Raw genomic sequence first — 18,884 nt, forward strand, 5'->3', positions numbered from 1 at the left:
TCAGGCAGCTGCGTCGGTCACGGCCGTCGCCGCCTGACGTGAGCGCCGGGGCCCGGATCCGGACGACCGGATCCGGGCCACGCAGACGACCGCGAGGAGCGCCAGCGGCGCCACCACCAGGAAGGCCTCGCCGAACGCGGCTCCGAAGGCATCGCTGTACGCCGTCCGGACGGTCGGGTCCAGCTCGGCGAGGACCGGGATCGTCCCCGGCTCGAACACCCGCCCCGTCGCACCGACGCCTGCCTCGGCGAGTCCGCTGTCGAGATGGTGGGCGGTACGCGATGCGATCACGGCGCCCATGACGCACACGCCGACCGCCCCGCCCATGGACCTGAAGAAGGTCACCAGTCCCCCGGCCGACCCGACGTGGGTCAGGTCCACGTTGTTCTGCACGGCGACGACGAGGTTCTGGGTGGTGACCCCCAATCCGAGGCCGAGCACGCCGAGGTAGGCCCCCACCAGGATGAGCGGTGTCGAGGTCCGCACGCTGCCGAGCAGGATGAGCCCCGCCAGGACCAGGAGCGTTCCTGCGACCAGCCACGCCTTCCACCTTCCCGAGGCGCTGATCGCGCGGCCCGAGATGACGCTCGCCAGACCGAGGGCCCCGACCGTCGCCAGGGTCATCAACCCGGCCGAGGTCGCACCCATCCCCCGGGCCAGCTGGAAGTACTGCGAGGGATAGAGCGACGAGGCGAACATCGCGGTTCCGAGCAGCCCGGCGGCGAGCGTCGCGAGCAGGATGGTCCGCTCGCGCAGCAGACGGAGCGGCAGGACCGGGTCGACCGCCCTTCGGAGCTCGACGAGAACGGCCCCGGCGCTGGCGGCGATCCCTGCGCCGAGCAGGGCGATGCTCGGCGGGGACACCCAGGCGAACTCGTGTCCCGCGAGGCTCAACCAGACCAGCAGGAGCGAGGCGCCGAGGACGATGAGCGCCGTACCCGCCAGGTCCAGGTGGACCGTGCGCTTGACGGACGGCAGCACCAGGCAGCGGTGCACCATCACCATCGCGGCCACCGCGATCGGCAGGCTTGCGGAGAAGCAACCACGCCAGCCAAGCGGCGAGTCCACGATCGCGCCACCGATGAGCGGGCCCGAGACGGTCGCGATCGCGTACACCGCTCCGATGTAGCCGGCGTACCTCCCGCGCTCGGACCTGGGCACCATCCAGACGATCGCCACCTGGGTCAGGGCGGTGATGCCACCGGCACCGACACCCTGGATGACTCGCGCGGCCAGCAGCACCTCCATGGACGGCGCCAGCGTGCCCACGACCGTGCCGGCGCAGTAGATGACGATGGCGAGCTGGAGCAGGCGCCGCTTGTGGAAGAGGTCGCTGACCTTCCCCCAGACCGGCGTCGTCGCCGTCATCGCGAGCAGCGTCCCCACGACCACCCAGGTGTACCCGGCCTGAGTACCGTGAAGGTCGGACACGATCTGGGGGAGCGCGTTCGTGACGATGGTGCTCGACAGCATGGAGACGAAGAGGGCGAGCATCAGTCCCGTGATCGCCCACCGCGTCCGGGTCGTCGGGACCGGATGATCGCCGGCAACCACGGCGGACGCGCGACGGATCCTCGTCATGACTTCCTTGCCTCGCCGACCTCGTCGACGCTCAGCGCCTGCTACGCGCCTGAGCCCGGGCCCCGTCGGCCAGCCGGGCCGTGGTGACGAGGCGGACCAGGTCGAGCAGTGCGGTCACGACGGCATCGCCCGGGTTCGCGGGGCCAACCAGCCGGCGAGGACGGTCTCAGGCATCGTCGGCATCCTCGTCGCCGCCACGCTCGACGGTGCTGAGGATGGCGTCGCGCCACTCCTGCGGACTCAGGGGGACGATCTCTTCACGTGCGGGCACGAGCCGGAACGTAGTGAGGCCGAGGACCCACCGCCCGCATCCCGGTCCGCTCCGCTGAACGGCTCCCTCGACCGGACCCACCGCACGGGCCAACCTCAGGACCATGACGTTCGCCCCCTTCGACCTGACCGGCAAGGTCGTACTGATCACCGGCGGCAACGGCGGTATCGGTCTCGGCATGGCCGAAGGTCTGGCGCGCGCCGGCGCCACCGTCGCCCTGTGGGGCCGTGACGGAGCCAAGCTCGAGCGGGCCGCAACCCGGCTGTCCGACCTCGGGGGCCAGGTGAGCGCGACCGTCGTCGATGTCAGCGACGAGGGCGCCGTCCGGTCCGGCATGGAGGAGACCGTTCGTACCCTGGGCCGGGTCGACGCGGTGTTCGCAAACGCCGGCATCGGTGGGCGCACGCGCTTCCTGGACCTCGACGCCGCCGAGCTGCGTCGCGTGCTGGCCATCGACCTCGAAGGTGCGCTCTGGACCCTGCGCGAGGCGGCCAGGCACATGGTTGCGCGTGCAGAGGCGGGCGATCCCGGTGGGTCCCTCGTCACGACGTCGAGCGTCTCGGCGATCCGCGGCGCACCGACCCTGCAGTCGTACGCCGCCGCGAAGGGTGCCCTGGTGTCGGTCACCAAGGGTCTTGCGGCCGAGTTCGGCCGGTACGGCGTCCGGGCGAACACGATCATCCCCGGCTGGATCCGCACCGAGATGACCGAGGGCACCTTCGACCGACCCGAGGTGCAGGAGGCCATCCTCCGTCGCGTCCCGATCCGGCGCTGGGGCGCAGCCGACGACTTTGCCGGCGTCGCCGTCTACCTCGCCTCCGACGCGTCGGCCTACCACTCAGGCGACACCTTGGTCGTCGACGGCGGCTACACGACGTCCTGATCCTGGACGCGACAGATGGAGAAGCAGATGAACGAGCATGCAACCGTGACGGCGACCGACGGTCCCGTCCTGGTGGTCGGAGCGACCGGGAAGCAGGGCGGAGCCACCGCCCGGGCGCTCCTCGCGGCCGGGATCCCGGTCCGCGCCCTGGTGCGCGACCCGAATTCCGACCGCGCGAAGGCCCTCGTCGACCTGGGGGCGACCCTCGCCGTGGGGGATCTGTACGACGCAGCATCCCTCGCGGCACCGTGCACCGGGGTACGCGCGGTCTTCTCGGCGTTGACCCCGGACATGATGGATCCGACGGCCGACGCCGAGCGCGTCCACGCGCGCAACCTGATTCCTGCGGCGGTGGCCGCCGGGGTACCCCACTTCGTGCAGACATCGGTGTCCGGCGCCGGGCGACACCTCGACGTGCCCGGCTGGGACGACGGACGTTGGCACCGCTCGTACCACGAGGCCGTGGCGCCGATCAGCGAGTACTGGCTCAGCAAGGAGGACGTCAACGACCTGGTCCGCAACGCAGGCTTCCCGGCATGGACCATCCTCTACCCCTCGACGTTCATGGAGATGTTCGCGCGGCCGTCGGTCTACTTCGAGGGTCGCACCGGCAACCGACTGGTCGCCGCCGTCGACCCGGACACGACGTACGCGCTGGTCGCGGTCGAGGACATCGGTCGCGCAGCGGCTGCCGCCATCGCCGATCCTGAGCGGTTCGCCGGCGTACAGCTCGAGCTCGCGGGCGACGTGCTCACCTTCGACGAGATCGCGGCGACCCTGACCGTCGCGTGGGGCGAGGAGATCCTCCCGCCGGAGTTGCCGATGACGGCGGAGCAGGCCCTGGCGAAGGGCCAGGTTCCGCCGATCGTCCAGGCGGGTGAGTGGAACCGTGACGCCGGCCAGACTGCGGCGCCCGAACAGCTGCGGGCCTTCGGGATCGAACCGATGAGCCTCGAGGCGTGGGCGATCGCCAACAAGTCGTCCTGATGAGCGCCACCGACGCCATCGCGTCACGGACACGACGGCTGCTGGAGGAGAATCCCCCGGCCACCACCGAGCGGGAGCGCTTCCTCGCAGCGCAGTACGACGCGGGCCTCACCTGGGTGCACCACCCCGTGGGCCACGGCGGAATCGGCGCTGAACGGGACGACCAACGCCAGGTGTTCGAGATGCTCACGGACGCTGGGGCGCCCAATGTCCAGGTCGAGAGCCGGCTCTCCTACTCCATGGGCGCGCCGAGCGTGATGGCGTGGGGCACCTTGGAGCAGCAGGACCGTTACCTGCGCGCCATCGCGACGGGCGAGCGCTGGTGCCAGCTCTTCTCCGAGCCCGGGGCCGGCTCCGACCTCGCCGCCATCGACACCCGGGCCGTCCGCGAGGACGACGGCTGGCGCGTGTCCGGGCAGAAGGTGTGGACGTCCATGGCGACGTCGTCCCAGCGCGGCATGCTGCTGGCGCGCACCGATCCCGCGCAGCCCAAGCACCGCGGCCTCACCTACTTCGTGCTCGACCTGGCGACCCCGGGCGTCGAGATCCGGCCGCTGCGCCAGATCACCGGCGAGGCCGAGTTCAGCGAGGTCTACCTCACCGATGTGCACATCCCCGACTCCGACCGGCTCGGTCCGGTCGACGCGGGCTGGAAGGTCGCCATGTCGACGCTCATGAACGAGCGCGACATGTTCGGCACCAAGGCCTCCGAGAGCGGGCCCGTGGAACTGGCACTCGAGCTGTACCGCGAGCGGGGCATCGACGACCCGGGCCTGCGCTCACGGGTGGCCCAGCTGTGGGTTCGCGGCCACGTGCTGCGTCTGTACGCCGCGCGCGCGGCCCGTCGTACGAGTGCCGGCCCCGGCCCGGAGAGCTCCGTGAGCAAGGTGGGGTTCGCCGAGCTGAACAAGGCGGGCTACGAGCTGTGCCTCGACCTGCTCGGCGACGAGTCGCTGCTCTACGACGGCTACGACGCCGATGAGTCGGACACCACGTTCGCCCGCGATCCTCGCCGGCTCTTCCTCCGCTCCCGGGCGAACTCCATCGAAGGCGGGACCACCGAGATCATGCGCAACATCCTGGCCGAGCGCGTGCTCGGCCTCCCGCCCGAGCCGAAGGTCGACAAGGACCTTCCCTACTCCTCGCTCCGCCGTGGCTGACCCGTCCGCCCGTTCGGGCGCTGATCTGGACGATTCCGAGGAGCTTCGCGACCTTCGCTCGACCCTCCGGCGGATGCTCGTCACGACCGCTCCCGAGTCGGTCGTGCGGCACCACCTCGACTCGGCGGACGGATTCGATCGTGCGAGCTGGCGACGGCTGGCCGCCGAGATCGGGGTGCAGGGGCTGGCCGTCCCCGAGGAGTTCGGCGGCGCCGGCTGCGGGCCACGCGAGCTCGCCGTCGCGGCCGAGGAGCTCGGACGCGCCCTCGCCCCGGGGCCGTTCCTGTCCACGGTGCTGCTGAGCGCCACGCTCGTGGCCTCGTCCGCGGACCCTGCCGTCCAGGCGGCCGTCCTGCCGGGGATCGCCGACGGCACGCTGGTCGTGACCGTCGCCCTCCCGGTGCACGGCGCGGGCTGGGACCCGAGCGACGTACGGGTGACGGCGGTCCCGGACGGCGACGAGTGGCGGTTGACCGGGGCGGTCCCCGAGGTCCTCGACGGACAGGCTGCGGACCTCCTGCTGGTGCCGGCCCGTCACGGCGACCTGGTCTCGGTGTTCCTGGTGCGGCCGGACGCGGGGTCGACCACGACCGAGCCCCGGCCCGCCCTCGACCGGACCAGACGGTTCGCCCGCATCACCCTGGCCTCGGCCCCGGCCATCCTGGTCGGCGTACCCGGGACGGCGCCGGAGCTGGTCGACGCCGCCATGGCCACCGCCGGCGTCGGTCTGACGGCCGACCAGCTCGGTGGCGCTCAGCGGATGCTCGAGATCACGACCGAGCATGCCTCCACCCGCTACCAGTTCGGTCGGCCCATCGGGTCCTTCCAGGCGGTCAAGCACGCTCTGGCCGACATGCTGATCAGCACCGAGCTCGCCCGGGCGGCGCTCGAGGACGCGGTGCGCGCCGTCGGCGATGACGCCCCCGACCTGGCCGTCGCGGTCGCCGCAGCTCAGGTCGTCTGCTCCACGGCATACTTCGACGTCGCCTCGGCGGCCATCCAGTTGCACGGCGGCCTCGGCTTCACGTGGGAGCACAGCGCCCACCTGTACTTCAAGCGAGCGACGTCGGACCGGGTGCTGCTCGGCACTCCGGCGGTCCACACCGAACGCCTGTCCCGCGCCCTCGGGCTGTGAGCGGCCCCGAGCTAGCGCGGCAGCGGCAGGCCCCGGCCCGCCAACACCTCTGCGAACCGGTCGGCGACCTCGGCGGGCGACACGCCGCCGACGTGGACGGTGCCGAAGGTCCGCGCCAGCTCGCCGTACACCTCGTCGAGCTGCGCAGCCCGGGCCCGGTGCCACCGGGACCGGCCGCTGTCTCCGGTGGTGAGCACGACCACGCCGCGGCGGGTCAGCAGGTGGGCGCAATGGGCCAGATGGCTGTGGATCGCCGTCACGTCCCAGTCACGGCGCCCGAGGTCGGCGAGCCCGGCGTCCAGCGCGACCAGGTGCGGCCGATGCGCGAGCGCGACTCGGAGCTGGACCCGGCGCACGTCGTACGCCGTGGCGCGGGCGAACGACGCGTCACAGAAGGAGACGTCGTGGGCCGTGGCCACTCGACGTGCGAGAGCCTGGGCCCAACCGGGCCTGCTGCCGAGGGCGGCGAACCGCACGTAGCACCTCTCGTCGCCGCCGGCGGCGGTCCGTCGGATCGCACCGATGGAGGCCCCGGAGGACCGGTGACCGTTTGCACTCATCTCGCACCCCTGACGTCGTGGCGGGCGTCACACCCACGCGTGCCAGCCTCACCGGTCCAGATCGCCCTGCCATGCGCCGTTCCACCTACAGCCCTACCTAGTGGATCCGGCTAGACTCGCCTCGATGAGTCGGTCCTCACGCCGCGCCGACGGTGACTCGCTTCCGGCCGAGCTCACGACCTTCGTCGGCCGGCGGCACGAGCTGGCCGAGGCCCGATCCCTCCTCTCCACGTCGCGCCTGGTGACGCTGACCGGTCCCGGCGGCGTGGGCAAGACGCGACTGGCACTGCGCCTCGCCGGCCATGCCCGGCGAGCGTTCCCCGACGGCGTGGCGCTGGTCGAGCTGGCCGAGGTCAAGAGCGCCGAGCTCGTCCCCCACGCGGTCGCCCAGGCCCTCGGCTTCCGCGACCAGCCCTCGGGCTGGACCAGCGACACCCTGGCCGACCGCCTCGCCGAGCGGCACCTGCTGCTGGTGCTGGACAACTGTGAGCACCTGATCGTGGCGTGCGCCCTGCTCGTACGGCGGATCCTGGCCCGGGCTCCCGAGGTGCACATCCTGACGACGAGCCGCGAGGCGATGAAGGTCGGTGGCGAGCACACCTACGCCGTCCCGCCGTTGCCGGTCCCGGACTGGGACCTGCGTTCGCGCGCGGCCGACCTGGACCAGTACGACGGCGTGCGGCTGTTCGTCGACCGCGCGCAGGCCCGCGTCCCGGGGTTCACCATCACCGAGCAGAACGCCCCCCACGTCGCTCAGATCTGCAAGCGCCTGGACGGGATCCCCCTTGCCATCGAGCTGGCCGCGGACCGGGTGCGGGCGCTGCCCGTCGAGCAGATCAACGCGCGCCTCAGCTCGCGGCTGCGGTTGCTGACCACGGGCGACCGGAGCGCCTCGGCCCGGCACCAGACGCTGCTCGCCTCGATCACCTGGAGCCACGACCTGTGCTCCCGCCCCGAGCAGGTCCTGTGGTCCCGCTTGTCCGTGTTCCCCGGCAGCTTCGCGGTCTCCACCGCCGAGTCGGTGTGCACCGACGCCGACCTCACGCCGGACGCCGTCCTCGACCTGCTGACCGAGCTGGTCGAGAAGTCGATCCTCGTCCGCGAGGAGGACGCCGGCCCCGAGGCGCGCTACCGGATGCTGGGCGCGCTCCGCGAGTTCGGTCACGAGCGACTCGTCGTGTCGGGGGACGACCTGGCCGTTCGTGCGCGTCTCGTGTCGTGGTGCGCTGCGCTCGCGGCCGACTATCGCGACGGCTGGTTCGGGCCGGGTCAGCAGGAGTGGATGCGACGGGTCCGCGCCGAGCACCAGAACGTCGCGGCCGCTCTCGGCTTCGCCCTGGACGACCGCGAGCCCGAGCAGGCGATGGAGATCGCCTCCAACCTCGAGCCGTACTGGGTGACGGCCGGCTTGATGTCCGAGGCACGGCACTGGCTCCGGCGCGGCGTCGAGGAGTCCGAGCCCGGCACGCCCGGTCGCGCCACGGCTCAGCGGTGGCTCGCCTACTTCTCCTTCTACCTGCGCGACCACGACGACGTACCCGGCCTCCTCCGCGATGCCCGGGCCGACCTCGGGCCGGCACCGGCACCCGCCGACCTGGCGTACCTGCTCTTCGTGGAGGGGATGACGCAGCTCGGCTCGAGCGACCCGCACGGCGCCCAGGCCCCGCTCGGCGAGGCCCTCCGCCTCTTCCGGCAGTGCGACGAGGTGGTCGGTCAGGCGCACGTCCTCCTCGGGTACGGCGTGACCCAGTGGCTGTGCGGCGAGCTCGCGTCGGCCCAGGAGCTGCTCGAGGAGTGTCTCGTCGTCACCGGCCGCCACGTCGAGCGGACGGTGCACTCCAGTGCGCTCATGAACCTGGGCATGGTCGTCTGGGACGCGGGTGACCCGGGAACGGCGGAGATGCTGGTGCTGGAGGCCCTTCGACTGAAGGCCGATGACGACGAGCGCATCGGGCAGGCGATGTGCCTGGACGCACTGGCCTGGTTCCGCGCCGCCGAGGACCCGCGTCACGCCGCGACCCTGGCCGGGTGCGCGGAGACCGCGTGGCGCCGCAGCGGCGCCTCCATCGACAGTGTCGGGGCCCTGCGCAGGTTCCGGGACGCCTCCTTGGAGCAGCTGCGCCTCCAGCTCCCCGAACGCGTCCTCACCGAGATGATGGCGACCGGCGCCGAGCTGACCTCCGGCCAGGCCCTGTCGCTCGCGCTGAGGATCCCGGACAGCAAGGAACCGGCCGGAGACCCGAGCGCGACCTTCCAGCCCCTGACCAAACGGGAGTGGCAGGTCGCGCAGCAGGTCGCTCACGGGCTCGGGAACCGCCAGATCGCGGGTCGGCTGGCCATCTCGCCGCGCACCGTCGACGCCCACGTCGCCCACATCCTGGAGAAGCTCGCCTTCGGCAACCGGTCCCAGGTGGCCGCCTGGGTGACCGAGCGCCTGCACGAGAGTCGTCAGTGACGCCCCGGCGGTCACCTGACATATGCTGTATCGCGCATGGCACATGAACTTCATCTGGAAGGCAGACGTTCGATGATCGAGCGACCGGAGAACCTCACCGACCTCGTCTTCGCGGCGATCCGACGCCGGCTGGTCGAGGCGAGCCTGCCGCCGGGCAGCTCGGTCAGCGAGGCCATGCTCTCCAAGGATCTGCAGGTCAGCAAGACCCCGGTCCGCGAGGCCCTGCTGCAGCTGCGTCACATCGGGTTGGTGGAGATGACCGGGCGGGGCCTACGGGTCGTCGTACCCACCGCGCGGATCATCCGGGACGCCTTCGAGCTCCGAGCGGGGCTCGAGGCCGCGTCGGCGAGGTACGCCGCCGAGCGTGCGACCCCCGAGCAGAAGACCGAGCTGCTGAAGCTCGCCCTGGCCTCCGTCGAGGTGGCGACGGACTTCGAGGCCTTCCGTGAGGCCGACACCGCCTTCCACCTGGCCGTCGCGGCCGCCTCGGGCAACGACATGCTGAGCAAGGCGGTCGAGGACGCAGTCGTGCTCACCCAGGTCGTGCGCCAACGCGACGTGCACGTGGAGCGCGACTTCGGACCCGACGCCCAGGAGCACGTCGGCATCGCGCAGGCGCTCCACGCGAGTGACGGCGCGACCGCGGCCGACCGGCTCTCCGGGCACATCCTGCGGATCATGGACCAGCTGCTGCAGGCCTTCGCTGAGGAGACCGCGGCCGCCGATGACCGTGACCGTGCCACGGGTCTCGGCGCACGCACCTGATCCACCTCAGCGGAAGCCCTCGGAGCGCGCCGGTCCGTCGCGCCACTCCAGTGCGGCCTTGAGCCCGCCCTCCTTGAGGTGCTGCGAGAAGTCTCGGGCCCCCGGGCGCAGCGCACCGCTGAGCGAGTGCATCGCCCACGCCTGGTTGAAGTGCGTCCGCATCCCCATGATCTCGTAGGCCTGGTTCAGCGACTCCTTGTTGGCAGCCAGCAGCGAGGGGGCGATGTGGCTGATCGCGCGCAGCTCACGCAGTGTCTCCGCCTCGAGCTCGTCGGGCGGGAAGGACTTCGCGACCCAGCCCATGGCGGCCGCCTCGGCTCCGGTGACGCTGTTGCCCGTGAGCTGGAGGTACTTCGCCTGGGCCATCGTCATCTTCCAGGGAAAGTAGGGGATGTCGGGCGTCGTCATGCCGCGCATCGGCGGATAGCCGATCTGGGCATCGTCGGCGACGAAGGCGATGTCGCACAGCGACATCAGCTCGGTGCCGCCGGCGAGGCAGTGACCGTGGACCATCGCCACCACGGGCTTGAGCAGCTCCCACACGTTCAGCCAGTCGCGCAGGCAGCTGCGCGCCCACTGGTCGGTCCAGCCGTCGAACTCCTCGGCGTCGATCCAGCGCTCCGGGCGGGTGCCGTCATCCCAGTACGACTTCGCCGAGGACTGGCCCGCCTGACCCGGATCCCCGGACCCTGCCGACGCGCGCTTGCCGCCCGACAGGGCATACCCGCCGGAGAACGACGGCCCGACGGCTCGGATGAGGATGACCGTGACGTCCTCGTCGGCCTCGGCGGTGCGCAGCGCGTCGATGATCTCGCGCCGCATCCTGAAGGTCAGCGCGTTGCGCCGGTCAGGCTGGTTCAGGGTCACCGTGGCGATCCGGTCCTCGACGGTGTAGAGGATCTGCTCGTACTCGGTGGTGCTCATGACTGCTCCTTCGGGCCGGCTTGCACACGGGCACGGAGGTCCGTCTTCAGGACCTTCCCGGTCGATGTCCGCGGGAGCGGGGTCGACATCACGATCAGGGCCGTCGGGACCTTGTACGCCGCGGCGCGCTCGGCGACGTGGTTCCGCAGGTCGTCGGCGGTCCTCGGCGATCCGTCGCGCAGCTGCACCACCGCGGCGACCTCCTCGCCGAGCAGGTCGTGGGGGATCCCGAAGACGGCCACGTCGACCACGTCGGGATGGGTGGAGAGCACGCTCTCGACCTCAGCGCAGTAGACGTTCTCGCCGCCGCGCAGGACCACGTCCTTGATCCGGTCGACGACGCGGACGAAGCCCTCCTCGTCGCGGGTGACCAGATCACCGGTCGCGAACCAGCCCTCGGCATTGAGGAACCGCTCACCGGGCCGGTTCCAGTAGCCGGTCGCCATGGTGGCGGTGCGCATCCACGCCTCGCCGACCTCGCCGGGCCGGGCCTCCGAGCCGTCGGTCGTCACGACACGGACCTCGCTGACCGGGAAGGGGCGCCCCGCGGCGTCGGTCCGGTCCAGGAAGTCGGCGGACGCGATGCCGACGACGGCACCGGTCGTCTCGGTCAGGCCGTAGCCCGTGCTGGCCATGACGGTGCGGCCGAACTGCGTGCCGATGCGCTCGATCTGGTTGCCGGGGGTGGGGGCGCCGCCCGTGCCGATCTGGCGCAGGGTCGGGAGGGCGGTGCCGACCTCCTCTGCGCGGTCGAGCAACTGACGCACCATCGTGGGCACGCCCGCGAAGCCGTCGAGACCCAGCTCGTCGATGAGGGCGACCGCGCGCTCGGCGTCCCAGCGCCGCATGAGCACGAGGTGGTGGCCGCGCCAGGCGCCGACGTAGAGCTTGGGCAGGTTCGAGATGTGGAACAGCGGGCCACCGACCAGCGACTGCACGGGGCCCCGGAGCGGTCGCACCGGCTCCGAGCGGGCGTGGTTGACCGCGGCGTGGAGGGCCCCCTGGAACAGGATGTTCATCAGCGCGTTCGTGTGCGCGCGGTGGGTGGCCAGGACGCCCTTGGGCCGGCCCGTCGTGCCGGAGGTGTAGAGCATCGTGGCGTCGTCGTCGGGCGCGATGGAGGCAGCGAGTGCGGGCAGGTCGGCGGCCTCGGCGCACGCCAGCTCCGCCCAGGTCACGTCCCCGCCGGAGCGCTCAGGCTCGGCCTCGACGACGGTTCGCAGGGCGGGCAGGTCCGCGCGTCGCTCCGCGATCAGCCGGGCCCGCTCGCCGTCGGCCACGAGGACGACCGCACCACTGTCGGCCAGGACGACGGCCAGCTCCTCGGCGGTCCACCAGGAGTTGAGGGGCACGGCGACCGCGCCCAGGCTCATGGCGGCGGCGAAGGCGAGGGCCCACTCGGGATAGTTGCGCATCGCGATCGCGACCCGGTCGCCCGCACGGACGCCGTGGTCGGCCATCAGTCCCCCGGCCGCCCGAGCGACCTGGTCGGCGTACTGCGCCCAGGTGACCGTGCGCCCCTCGTACGAGAGCGCGGGCGCATCGCCCCACGTCCCGGCTCGGGCGAAGACCTCGGCAAGGGACTCCGGAGCGTTGCGGTAGACGGTCTGTGACTCCCCGCGCACCGTCACGACGGCCGTCGCGAAGTCCCCGGCGACCAGCTCCGCCTCGATCGCTTCCCGCGAGCGGGCCGGCTCGGGGTCCGCGGTGACGACCCGCGCGCGGTCGGGTGCGGTGCTCTCGGAAATGACGTGCTCCTCACTGAGGTCGGACCGTCACCCTCCACCGGACGGGGTGGTCTCGCCACCACGCGGTTCCGACCGGCTGAACGGGTGTTCGGGGCGAAGGCCGGACTCAGGTGATGTCGGCCTCGCCGAGGGGGCTCAGCGTGACGAACGCGCTCTCGTGGAAGACCAGTGGTGCGACGTCGTGGGACAGGCTGACCGCCCGGATCCGCAACAGGACCATGCTGTGGTCCCCTGCCGGCATCTCGCTCTCCTGGACGCAGTCGAATCGGGACACCGACTTGGCCAGGAAGACCGCGCCGCCCTCGGTGAGGTTCCCGAGGTCGATGTCGGTGAACCGGTCTCCCTCGCGCGCCGCGAGCTGACGAGCCTCCAGGTGTTGGTTCGCGGCCAGCACGCTGACCCCGAGCGACGGAAGCTCGCGCAGCACCGCCCAGGTGCGCGAGCTGTTCTGGACCGCGACGCCGATCAACGGCGGGTCGAGGGACACCGGGATGAAGGCACTGATGGCCATCCCGACGGTCTCCCCGTCCGGCGTCGTGCCCGCAAGGGCCACGACGCCGGACGGGAACGTCCCGAAGATCCGACGCAGGACCTCCGGGGTCGGCTCGGGATCGTTGACGTACGGCGTGTCTGTCGTCATCACGGCCACCTCACACCAGTCCCTCGGCGACGGCCGCGTCGATGCTCGTCTTCTCACCCAGGTAGCTGGCCTCCAGCAGCTCGGCGTCGCGTCGCAGCTCCTCCGCGGTCCCTTCGGCGACCACTCGACCGTGCGCCATCACGTAGCCACGGTCGGCCACGCTGAGGGCGGCCAGGATGTGCTGCTCGACGAGCAGGACCCCCATGCCTCGCTCGTCGGCGATGTTGCGCACGATCGGGAGCAGGCGCTCGACGATGATCGGGGCCAGGCCCAGGCTCATCTCGTCGAGGAGGATGACCTTCGGGTCCGCGAGCAGCGCCCCCGCGAGGGCGAGCATCTGCTGCTCGCCCCCGGAGAGGAGGACTGCGCGGCGACCCATCAGGTCCGCGAGGACCGGGAAGTGCCCGAGCACGTCGTCGATCGTGACTCGCGAACGACGGTGTCGGCGCAGTCGCAGGTTCTCGGCCACGGTCAGGCGGTAGAACAGCCCGCGGCCCTCCGGTACGACGGCCAGCCCACGGCGTGCGACGACGTGAGCGGCCGCCGGGGCCGGACTCCCGTCGACGAAGACCTCACCGCCGAGCTTCGGCAGCGCCCCGGCGATCGTCAGCAGGCTGGTGGACTTCCCGGCGCCGTTGGATCCGAGCAGGCACACGACCTCGCCGGCCGAGACGGTCAGGTCCAGGTCACGCACCACTGCCAGCTTGCCGTAGCCGCAGGTGAGGCCCCGGGTCTCGATGAGGGTGCTCACGAGACCACCTCCTTCTCGCTGCCGCGGTCGAATCCGCGATCGTCGTCGAGGTCGATGCCGACCTCCTCGGTCTCGAAGGACTGACTGCCGAGGTAGGACTCCAGCACCCGCGGGTCGGCCCGCACCTCGTCCGGTCTGCCCTCGGCGATCTGCTTGCCGAACTCGATGACGTACACGCGATCGCAGACGCTCATCACCAGGTGCATGTCGTGGTCGATGAGCAGGCAGGCCACGCCAGTGGCCGCGATCGACCGCAGCTGCTCGCCGAAGGCGATGCTCTCGTCGCTGTCGAGGCCCGCCGCGGGCTCGTCCAGCAGCAGGACCTTGGGGTCCATCGCGAGCGCCCGGGCCATGCCGACCGTCTTCTGGCGCCCCAGGGGGAGCTCTGACGGCTTGCGGCCGGCGACATCGGTGAGTGACATCAGGCTCAGCGCACGCTGTACCTGGTCCGCAGGCGGGGCGATGGGTCGCACGGTGTCGCGCGCCATCGCCCATGCCTCGTTGCCGGTCTCGTGGGCGACTCGGACGTTGTCCCCCACGCTCAGGTCCTCGAACAGCTCACCGGCCTGCCAGGTGCGCACCAACCCGCGCCGAGCGCGGTCGTACGGCGCGCGCCCGTCCAGTCGCTCACCGCCGAGGGTCACCTCGCCGGTGCTGCGGGTGAAGCCGGTCAGGGCATCGACGAAGCTGGTCTTGCCTGCACCGTTCGGCCCGATCAGGCCGACGATCTCGCCCGCACGGACGTCGATGCTGACATCCGAGACCGCCACGACCCCGCCGTAACGCACCGTGGTTCCGGTGGTGCGCAGCACCACCTCGCCCACCACGCGCGGGCCCGTGTCCGGCAGTTCCACATCGACGTACGGATGTGCCGGTCCGGCGAGCGGGGTCTTGCGCGGCGCGATGCGGGCACGCACCCACTCGATGTCCCGACGCGTGTTGCCGGCGACACCGGCCGGGGCGAACAGCACCGTGAGGATCAAGGACAGACCCATGATCAACAGGTAGTAGCTGCCGAGATTGAGGTTCTGGTCGGTGAACACGTAGAAGATGCCGAGACTGGTCCCGAGTCCGGCCACGACCGCACCACCCAGGCTGGTGATCCCGGCAAGGTAGGCGACGGCCAGGAACGACAGGCCGATGAACACGCCGAACGAGTCCGCCGAGAGCTGGCCCCGGCTGTAGCCGATCAACGATCCGGCCAGTCCCGCCAGGAAGGACGAGGCTGCGAAGACGGTGAGCTTGACCCGCTGGACGTTGACGCCGATCGCGGCCGCGGCCCTCTCGTTGGAGCGGATCGCCAGCATCGTGCGTCCCGTGCCACCGCGCATCAGGTTGGCGACGCAGACGAAGGCCACCACGACGATCGCCAGCACCATGATCCCGAAGGGCAGTCGGGCGATGCTGTCGGCACCGCGGACCGAGAGATCCCAGCCGAAGAGGACGGGATCAGGAATGAAGTTCCCGGTCGCCTCCACGAGCTGAGCGTTGTTGATGACGAAGTCCTGGAGCGTCAATGCGGCGGCAAGGGTGACGACTGCCAGCTGCGCACCACGGATGCGCAACGCGGGGATGCCGACCAGGACACCCGCCACGGCCGCGATGGCGGCGGCGAGAAGGAGCGACAACGGGAAAGGGACCGCGTCACCCATCTTGGACAGCGCGATGCCGGCGACACCGGCGAACGCAGCCTGGGCCAGCGAGATCTGGCCGAGCATGCCGGTCAGCAGCACCAGCGACAGAGCGATCAGCGAGACCGAGAGGCTGGTGATCACGCCGAACCGGTAGGTCCCGGAGGTGACCATCAGCCCGATCAGACCGGCCACGGACCAGATGATGATGGTGCTCGGCCTGTTCTCCGGCAGACGCACCACCGGAAGGGGCGTGCGCACGTCGTCCCCACGCGTCGGGATCGACCGTCCGAGCACGAAGAGCGTGACCACGATGACGACGAACGGCACCACGTTGGTGAGTCCCTGCTTGGCCCACGCGGGCCACCAGTCCATGTTGTTGGAGACGTAGAGCAGCTCGGACTGGACCACACCGAGGACCATCGCGGCGAGCAGACCGATCGACAGCGAGCTCATCCGGGCCAGGAGGGCCCCCGCGAGGGCGGGGACGACCAGCAGCGGCATCGTCTGCGGAGACAGGGTCCCCGTCGCCGGACCGGCCAGCACGAGGATGAGACCGGTGAACATCGATGCCAAGGTCCACGTGATCAGGCCGGTGACCGACGGCGACAGACGGGCGAACCCGGCGGCCCGCTCGTCCTCGGCGGAAGCCTGGATGGCCAGTCCCATCCGGGACTTCTTGAACCACACCGCCAGCGCGATCGACAGCACCAGGGTGATGCCGATGAGCCAGAGGCGGTCCACCGCGAGGGTGACCCCGGCGAACTCGACTGTTCCCTGAGGGAGCGTCACGGTGCGCAGGCGGGGGTCCGTGTCGTACTTCAGACCGACAGCGGCCTGGAGCGTGAGCAGGATGCCGACGGCCGCCACCACCCGGGCCAGCGGCGGCGCCTTGCGCATCGGCCGCGAGACAGCGAGCTCGGTGATGGCGCCGAGCAGGCCTGCGACGGCCACGGCGATCGCCACTGCCAACCAGATGGGCACCGCACCGACGTCGTACGACGGCACCCAGGGGACCGGGAGTGTCAGTCTCTCCTGTCTCAGCTCTTCGTAGACGTACATGGGCACGGCGGCCATGGCGGCCGCGGCGAAGTTGATCATGCCCGTGCCCTGGTAGGTCAGGATGACCCCGAGGGTCAGGGCGGCATAGACCGCCCCGACCCCCAGGCCGAGCACGAGGAACAAGAGGATCTGGTCCACTGTGGGCCTCTCAGAAGTGGTTGAGCTCGGGATGTCCCGTCACGGAAGGACAGCGGAGATGTCGACCGGCTGGTCGGGCAGCGGTGCGAGGACCTTGTCGTCGCCGGGCTCGGCGTAGACGTTGCCCGTGCCACACGCGGTCGTGTTGGGCCACGACGGGTTGGCGCAGTCCCAGCCGTTGGTACGGAACGGCTGGCGCTCGCCGGTGGAGGTGGCCAGACCCTTGAGGACGGACTCCGCCGTCAGCTCGGTGCCGTCGGCACCGATGCCCGAGAGCACCTGGGCCGTGATCAGCGCGGTGTAGAAGCCGGTCTGGCGCTGCGTGATGCTGCTGGTCTCGTCCATGTCACCGGTCGCGTACGCGTTGAACGCGTCGATGTCGGGCTGCACCTCATCCGGGATGTCCGCGAACTCGGGCAGGTAGTACGACGCGCTGAACAGCGTCTTCTCGAGGACCGAGCTGTCCAGCTGCGGAACGATCTCGATGTTCGAGCCGGCGGTGATGTAGCCGCTGAAGCCGGAGGAGCGGAAGGCGGGAACGGCCGCCAGGGCGTCAGCCGCGACGTACGTGGCGATGCCGTCAGGATCCCAGGCCAGCACGGTCGCGGCCTGGACCTGCCAGTCCGACTGCGCCGGGACGTAGAAGACCTTGGTCTCCATCCCGAGGGTCTCGGCGGCGGGTTCGATGATGTCGTCGTAGGTCTGGTGGCTGGTCGGGGCGTCGACCATGACGAAGGCGACCTTGTCGGCGTCCAGGTTCTGCAGCTGGACCAGCGTCGCCGCGTAGCCCTCCTCCGCCGACCCCTGGAAGAAGAACGCGTCACCGACGGCGGAGTTCATGCCCGGGGTGAGGGGGAAGCTGCCGAGCTCGGCAAGGCCCGCGGACTGGAGCACCGGCAGCATCGCGTCGGCACCGAAGTCGGCACCCTGGACGCTGAGGACCGCGCCCTCCTCGACGAACTGGTTGGCGCAGTTCACCGACGCCTCGGGCGTCCCGTCGGTCTTGCAGTCGATGCTCTCGAGCGGGCGGCCGTTGACGCCGCCGAGCTTCTCGTTCACGTAGGCGAGACCCGCCTCGAAGCCGATCCGGACGTCCGGCAGCGAGATCGCTCCCTTCTCGAGGTTGTGGAAGCCCACCGTGACGGGATCCGTGTCACCTGCAGGGGTCCCCGACGGAAGAGCCGCGATGGCTTCGGCGTCGGACCCGTTGTCGGTCTTGGCGTTGTCGCTCCCACAGGCGGAGCCAACAGCGAGCAGGGCGGCGAGGGAGACCCCCACCGCGAACTTCGATGTCCTCACTGCGTCACCTTTCGGTCCGGCAGGCGCCCAGCGCCGTGCCCAGGACTGTGCGTGCGATTCACGTCACAGTTTCACTGAGCACCGTACGGTACATGAGATATCGTACTCCGCAATAGCATCCTCCGACAGATTTGACGGAGCCGTAACGCGCGCAGCCCGACGACCGACGCACGACAGGACCCGACGCATGAGCGAGCAGACCGAACTCAGCGCCCCTTCGAACCTCGACGTGTTCGAGGCGATGGAGACCTGCCGGTCCATCCGGCGCCTGAGGCCGGACCCGGTCCCCGATGAGCTCGTGGAGAAGCTGGTGCACTTCGCGACCCGGGCCCCCAGCGCCGGCAACCGGCAGTTGTGGCGCTTCCTGGTGATCACCGACAGCGACGACCGCCGGTGGTTCCGCGACATGTTGGTCGAGGCCGTCGGCGACCGCTACCCCGAGCTGCCGGCAGAGGACTCCTCACCAGGGGCACGGGCACAGCGGCACTACCGCGACTTCATCTTCGGCTTCGACCAGCTCCCGGTCCTCATCCTTCCGCTGATCGAGAACGCGTTCCCCAGCCCCGAGGCGCCCGACGTCCGCTTCGCGTGGTCCTCCATCTACGCCGCCACGCAGAACCTCCTGCTGGCCGCCCGGGGCCTGGGACTCGGCGCGGCGATGACCACCAACCACCTGGAGAACGAGGCCGCCGTTCGCGCGCGGTTCGAGATCCCGGAGAACTTCGAGATCGGCGCCACGATCCCTGTCGGCTACCCGCTCGGGAGGTACGGCCCCCTCACCCGGAACCCGGTGGCGCCGACGATGCACCGAGGACGTTTCGGCACGCCGTGGGCCGACCGGAGCTAGTCACGGCCTCTGGCGGCTCCTCATCTCGCTCGGGTGACATATGAGAT

At 70.8% G+C, this 18,884-nt stretch carries 15 protein-coding genes; 7 read left to right on the top strand and 8 right to left on the bottom strand.

Annotated features, from left to right (window positions below; translation table 11 throughout):
- On the bottom strand, positions 1-1,581 hold the full coding sequence (locus ACUP6Y_RS21695; RefSeq protein ID WP_462553036.1) for an MFS transporter: 1,581 nt from the start codon (positions 1,579-1,581) through the stop codon (positions 1-3).
- A 374-nt stretch (positions 1,582-1,955) separates the two neighbouring features.
- On the opposite strand from ACUP6Y_RS21695, the gene ACUP6Y_RS21700 reads away from it, so the two are divergent.
- The 4 genes from ACUP6Y_RS21700 to ACUP6Y_RS21715 are packed head-to-tail and all read left to right on the top strand — an operon-like array spanning position 1,956 to position 6,017.
- Positions 1,956-2,735, top strand: a complete 780-nt coding sequence (locus ACUP6Y_RS21700) for an SDR family NAD(P)-dependent oxidoreductase (RefSeq protein WP_462553037.1) — start codon at positions 1,956-1,958, stop codon at positions 2,733-2,735.
- Positions 2,736-2,762: 27 nt separating this feature from the next.
- The gene (locus ACUP6Y_RS21705; RefSeq protein ID WP_462553038.1) at positions 2,763-3,722 is read left to right on the top strand and encodes an NmrA family NAD(P)-binding protein; all 960 of its coding nucleotides are present in this window, start codon (positions 2,763-2,765) and stop codon (positions 3,720-3,722) included.
- Entirely contained in the window at positions 3,722-4,882 is a 1,161-nt protein-coding gene (locus tag ACUP6Y_RS21710; protein WP_462553039.1) for an acyl-CoA dehydrogenase family protein, read from the top strand. Before ACUP6Y_RS21705 ends, ACUP6Y_RS21710 begins: the two co-directional genes overlap by 1 nt.
- Positions 4,875-6,017 carry an acyl-CoA dehydrogenase family protein gene (locus ACUP6Y_RS21715; RefSeq protein ID WP_462553041.1) on the top strand — a complete coding sequence of 381 codons (1,143 nt, stop codon included), beginning with the start codon at positions 4,875-4,877 and terminating at the stop codon, positions 6,015-6,017. The genes ACUP6Y_RS21710 and ACUP6Y_RS21715 overlap by 8 nt, the downstream gene beginning before the upstream one ends.
- A gap of 11 nt (positions 6,018-6,028) precedes the next feature.
- Here ACUP6Y_RS21715 and ACUP6Y_RS21720 read toward each other — a convergent pair whose 3' ends face one another.
- Positions 6,029-6,577, bottom strand: a complete 549-nt coding sequence (locus ACUP6Y_RS21720) for a hypothetical protein (protein WP_462553042.1) — start codon at positions 6,575-6,577, stop codon at positions 6,029-6,031.
- 124 nt (positions 6,578-6,701) lie between these two features.
- Between ACUP6Y_RS21720 and ACUP6Y_RS21725 the strand changes: the two genes are divergently transcribed.
- A complete protein-coding gene (locus tag ACUP6Y_RS21725; protein WP_462553044.1) occupies positions 6,702-9,032 on the top strand; it encodes an ATP-binding protein in 2,331 nt (776 codons plus the stop codon).
- Positions 9,033-9,104: 72 nt separating this feature from the next.
- On the top strand, positions 9,105-9,797 hold the full coding sequence (locus ACUP6Y_RS21730) for a GntR family transcriptional regulator (protein WP_462553045.1): 693 nt from the start codon (positions 9,105-9,107) through the stop codon (positions 9,795-9,797).
- 6 nt (positions 9,798-9,803) lie between these two features.
- On the opposite strand, the gene ACUP6Y_RS21735 is transcribed toward ACUP6Y_RS21730, so the two are convergent.
- The 6 genes from ACUP6Y_RS21735 to ACUP6Y_RS21760 form a co-directional block, all read right to left on the bottom strand.
- A complete protein-coding gene (locus ACUP6Y_RS21735; RefSeq protein WP_462553046.1) occupies positions 9,804-10,721 on the bottom strand; it encodes an enoyl-CoA hydratase-related protein in 918 nt (305 codons plus the stop codon).
- On the bottom strand, positions 10,718-12,352 hold the full coding sequence (locus ACUP6Y_RS21740; RefSeq protein WP_462553047.1) for a class I adenylate-forming enzyme family protein: 1,635 nt from the start codon (positions 12,350-12,352) through the stop codon (positions 10,718-10,720). Before ACUP6Y_RS21740 ends, ACUP6Y_RS21735 begins: the two co-directional genes overlap by 4 nt.
- Before the next feature lie 223 nt (positions 12,353-12,575).
- Positions 12,576-13,109 carry a flavin reductase family protein gene (locus ACUP6Y_RS21745; RefSeq protein WP_462553048.1) on the bottom strand — a complete coding sequence of 178 codons (534 nt, stop codon included), beginning with the start codon at positions 13,107-13,109 and terminating at the stop codon, positions 12,576-12,578.
- A 10-nt stretch (positions 13,110-13,119) separates the two neighbouring features.
- Complete coding sequence (locus ACUP6Y_RS21750) at positions 13,120-13,860, bottom strand: ABC transporter ATP-binding protein (RefSeq protein WP_462553049.1); 741 nt, start codon at positions 13,858-13,860, stop codon at positions 13,120-13,122.
- Positions 13,857-16,691, bottom strand: a complete 2,835-nt coding sequence (locus ACUP6Y_RS21755) for an ABC transporter permease subunit (protein ID WP_462553050.1) — start codon at positions 16,689-16,691, stop codon at positions 13,857-13,859. Before ACUP6Y_RS21755 ends, ACUP6Y_RS21750 begins: the two co-directional genes overlap by 4 nt.
- A gap of 39 nt (positions 16,692-16,730) precedes the next feature.
- Positions 16,731-17,990, bottom strand: a complete 1,260-nt coding sequence (locus tag ACUP6Y_RS21760; protein ID WP_462553051.1) for an ABC transporter substrate-binding protein — start codon at positions 17,988-17,990, stop codon at positions 16,731-16,733.
- Between the two features lie 187 nt (positions 17,991-18,177).
- On the opposite strand from ACUP6Y_RS21760, the gene ACUP6Y_RS21765 reads away from it, so the two are divergent.
- On the top strand, positions 18,178-18,837 hold the full coding sequence (locus ACUP6Y_RS21765; protein WP_462553053.1) for a nitroreductase family protein: 660 nt from the start codon (positions 18,178-18,180) through the stop codon (positions 18,835-18,837).
- Positions 18,838-18,884: the final 47 nt, after the last annotated feature.

It is taken from the genome of Nocardioides sp. S5-5, assembly GCF_054954065.1.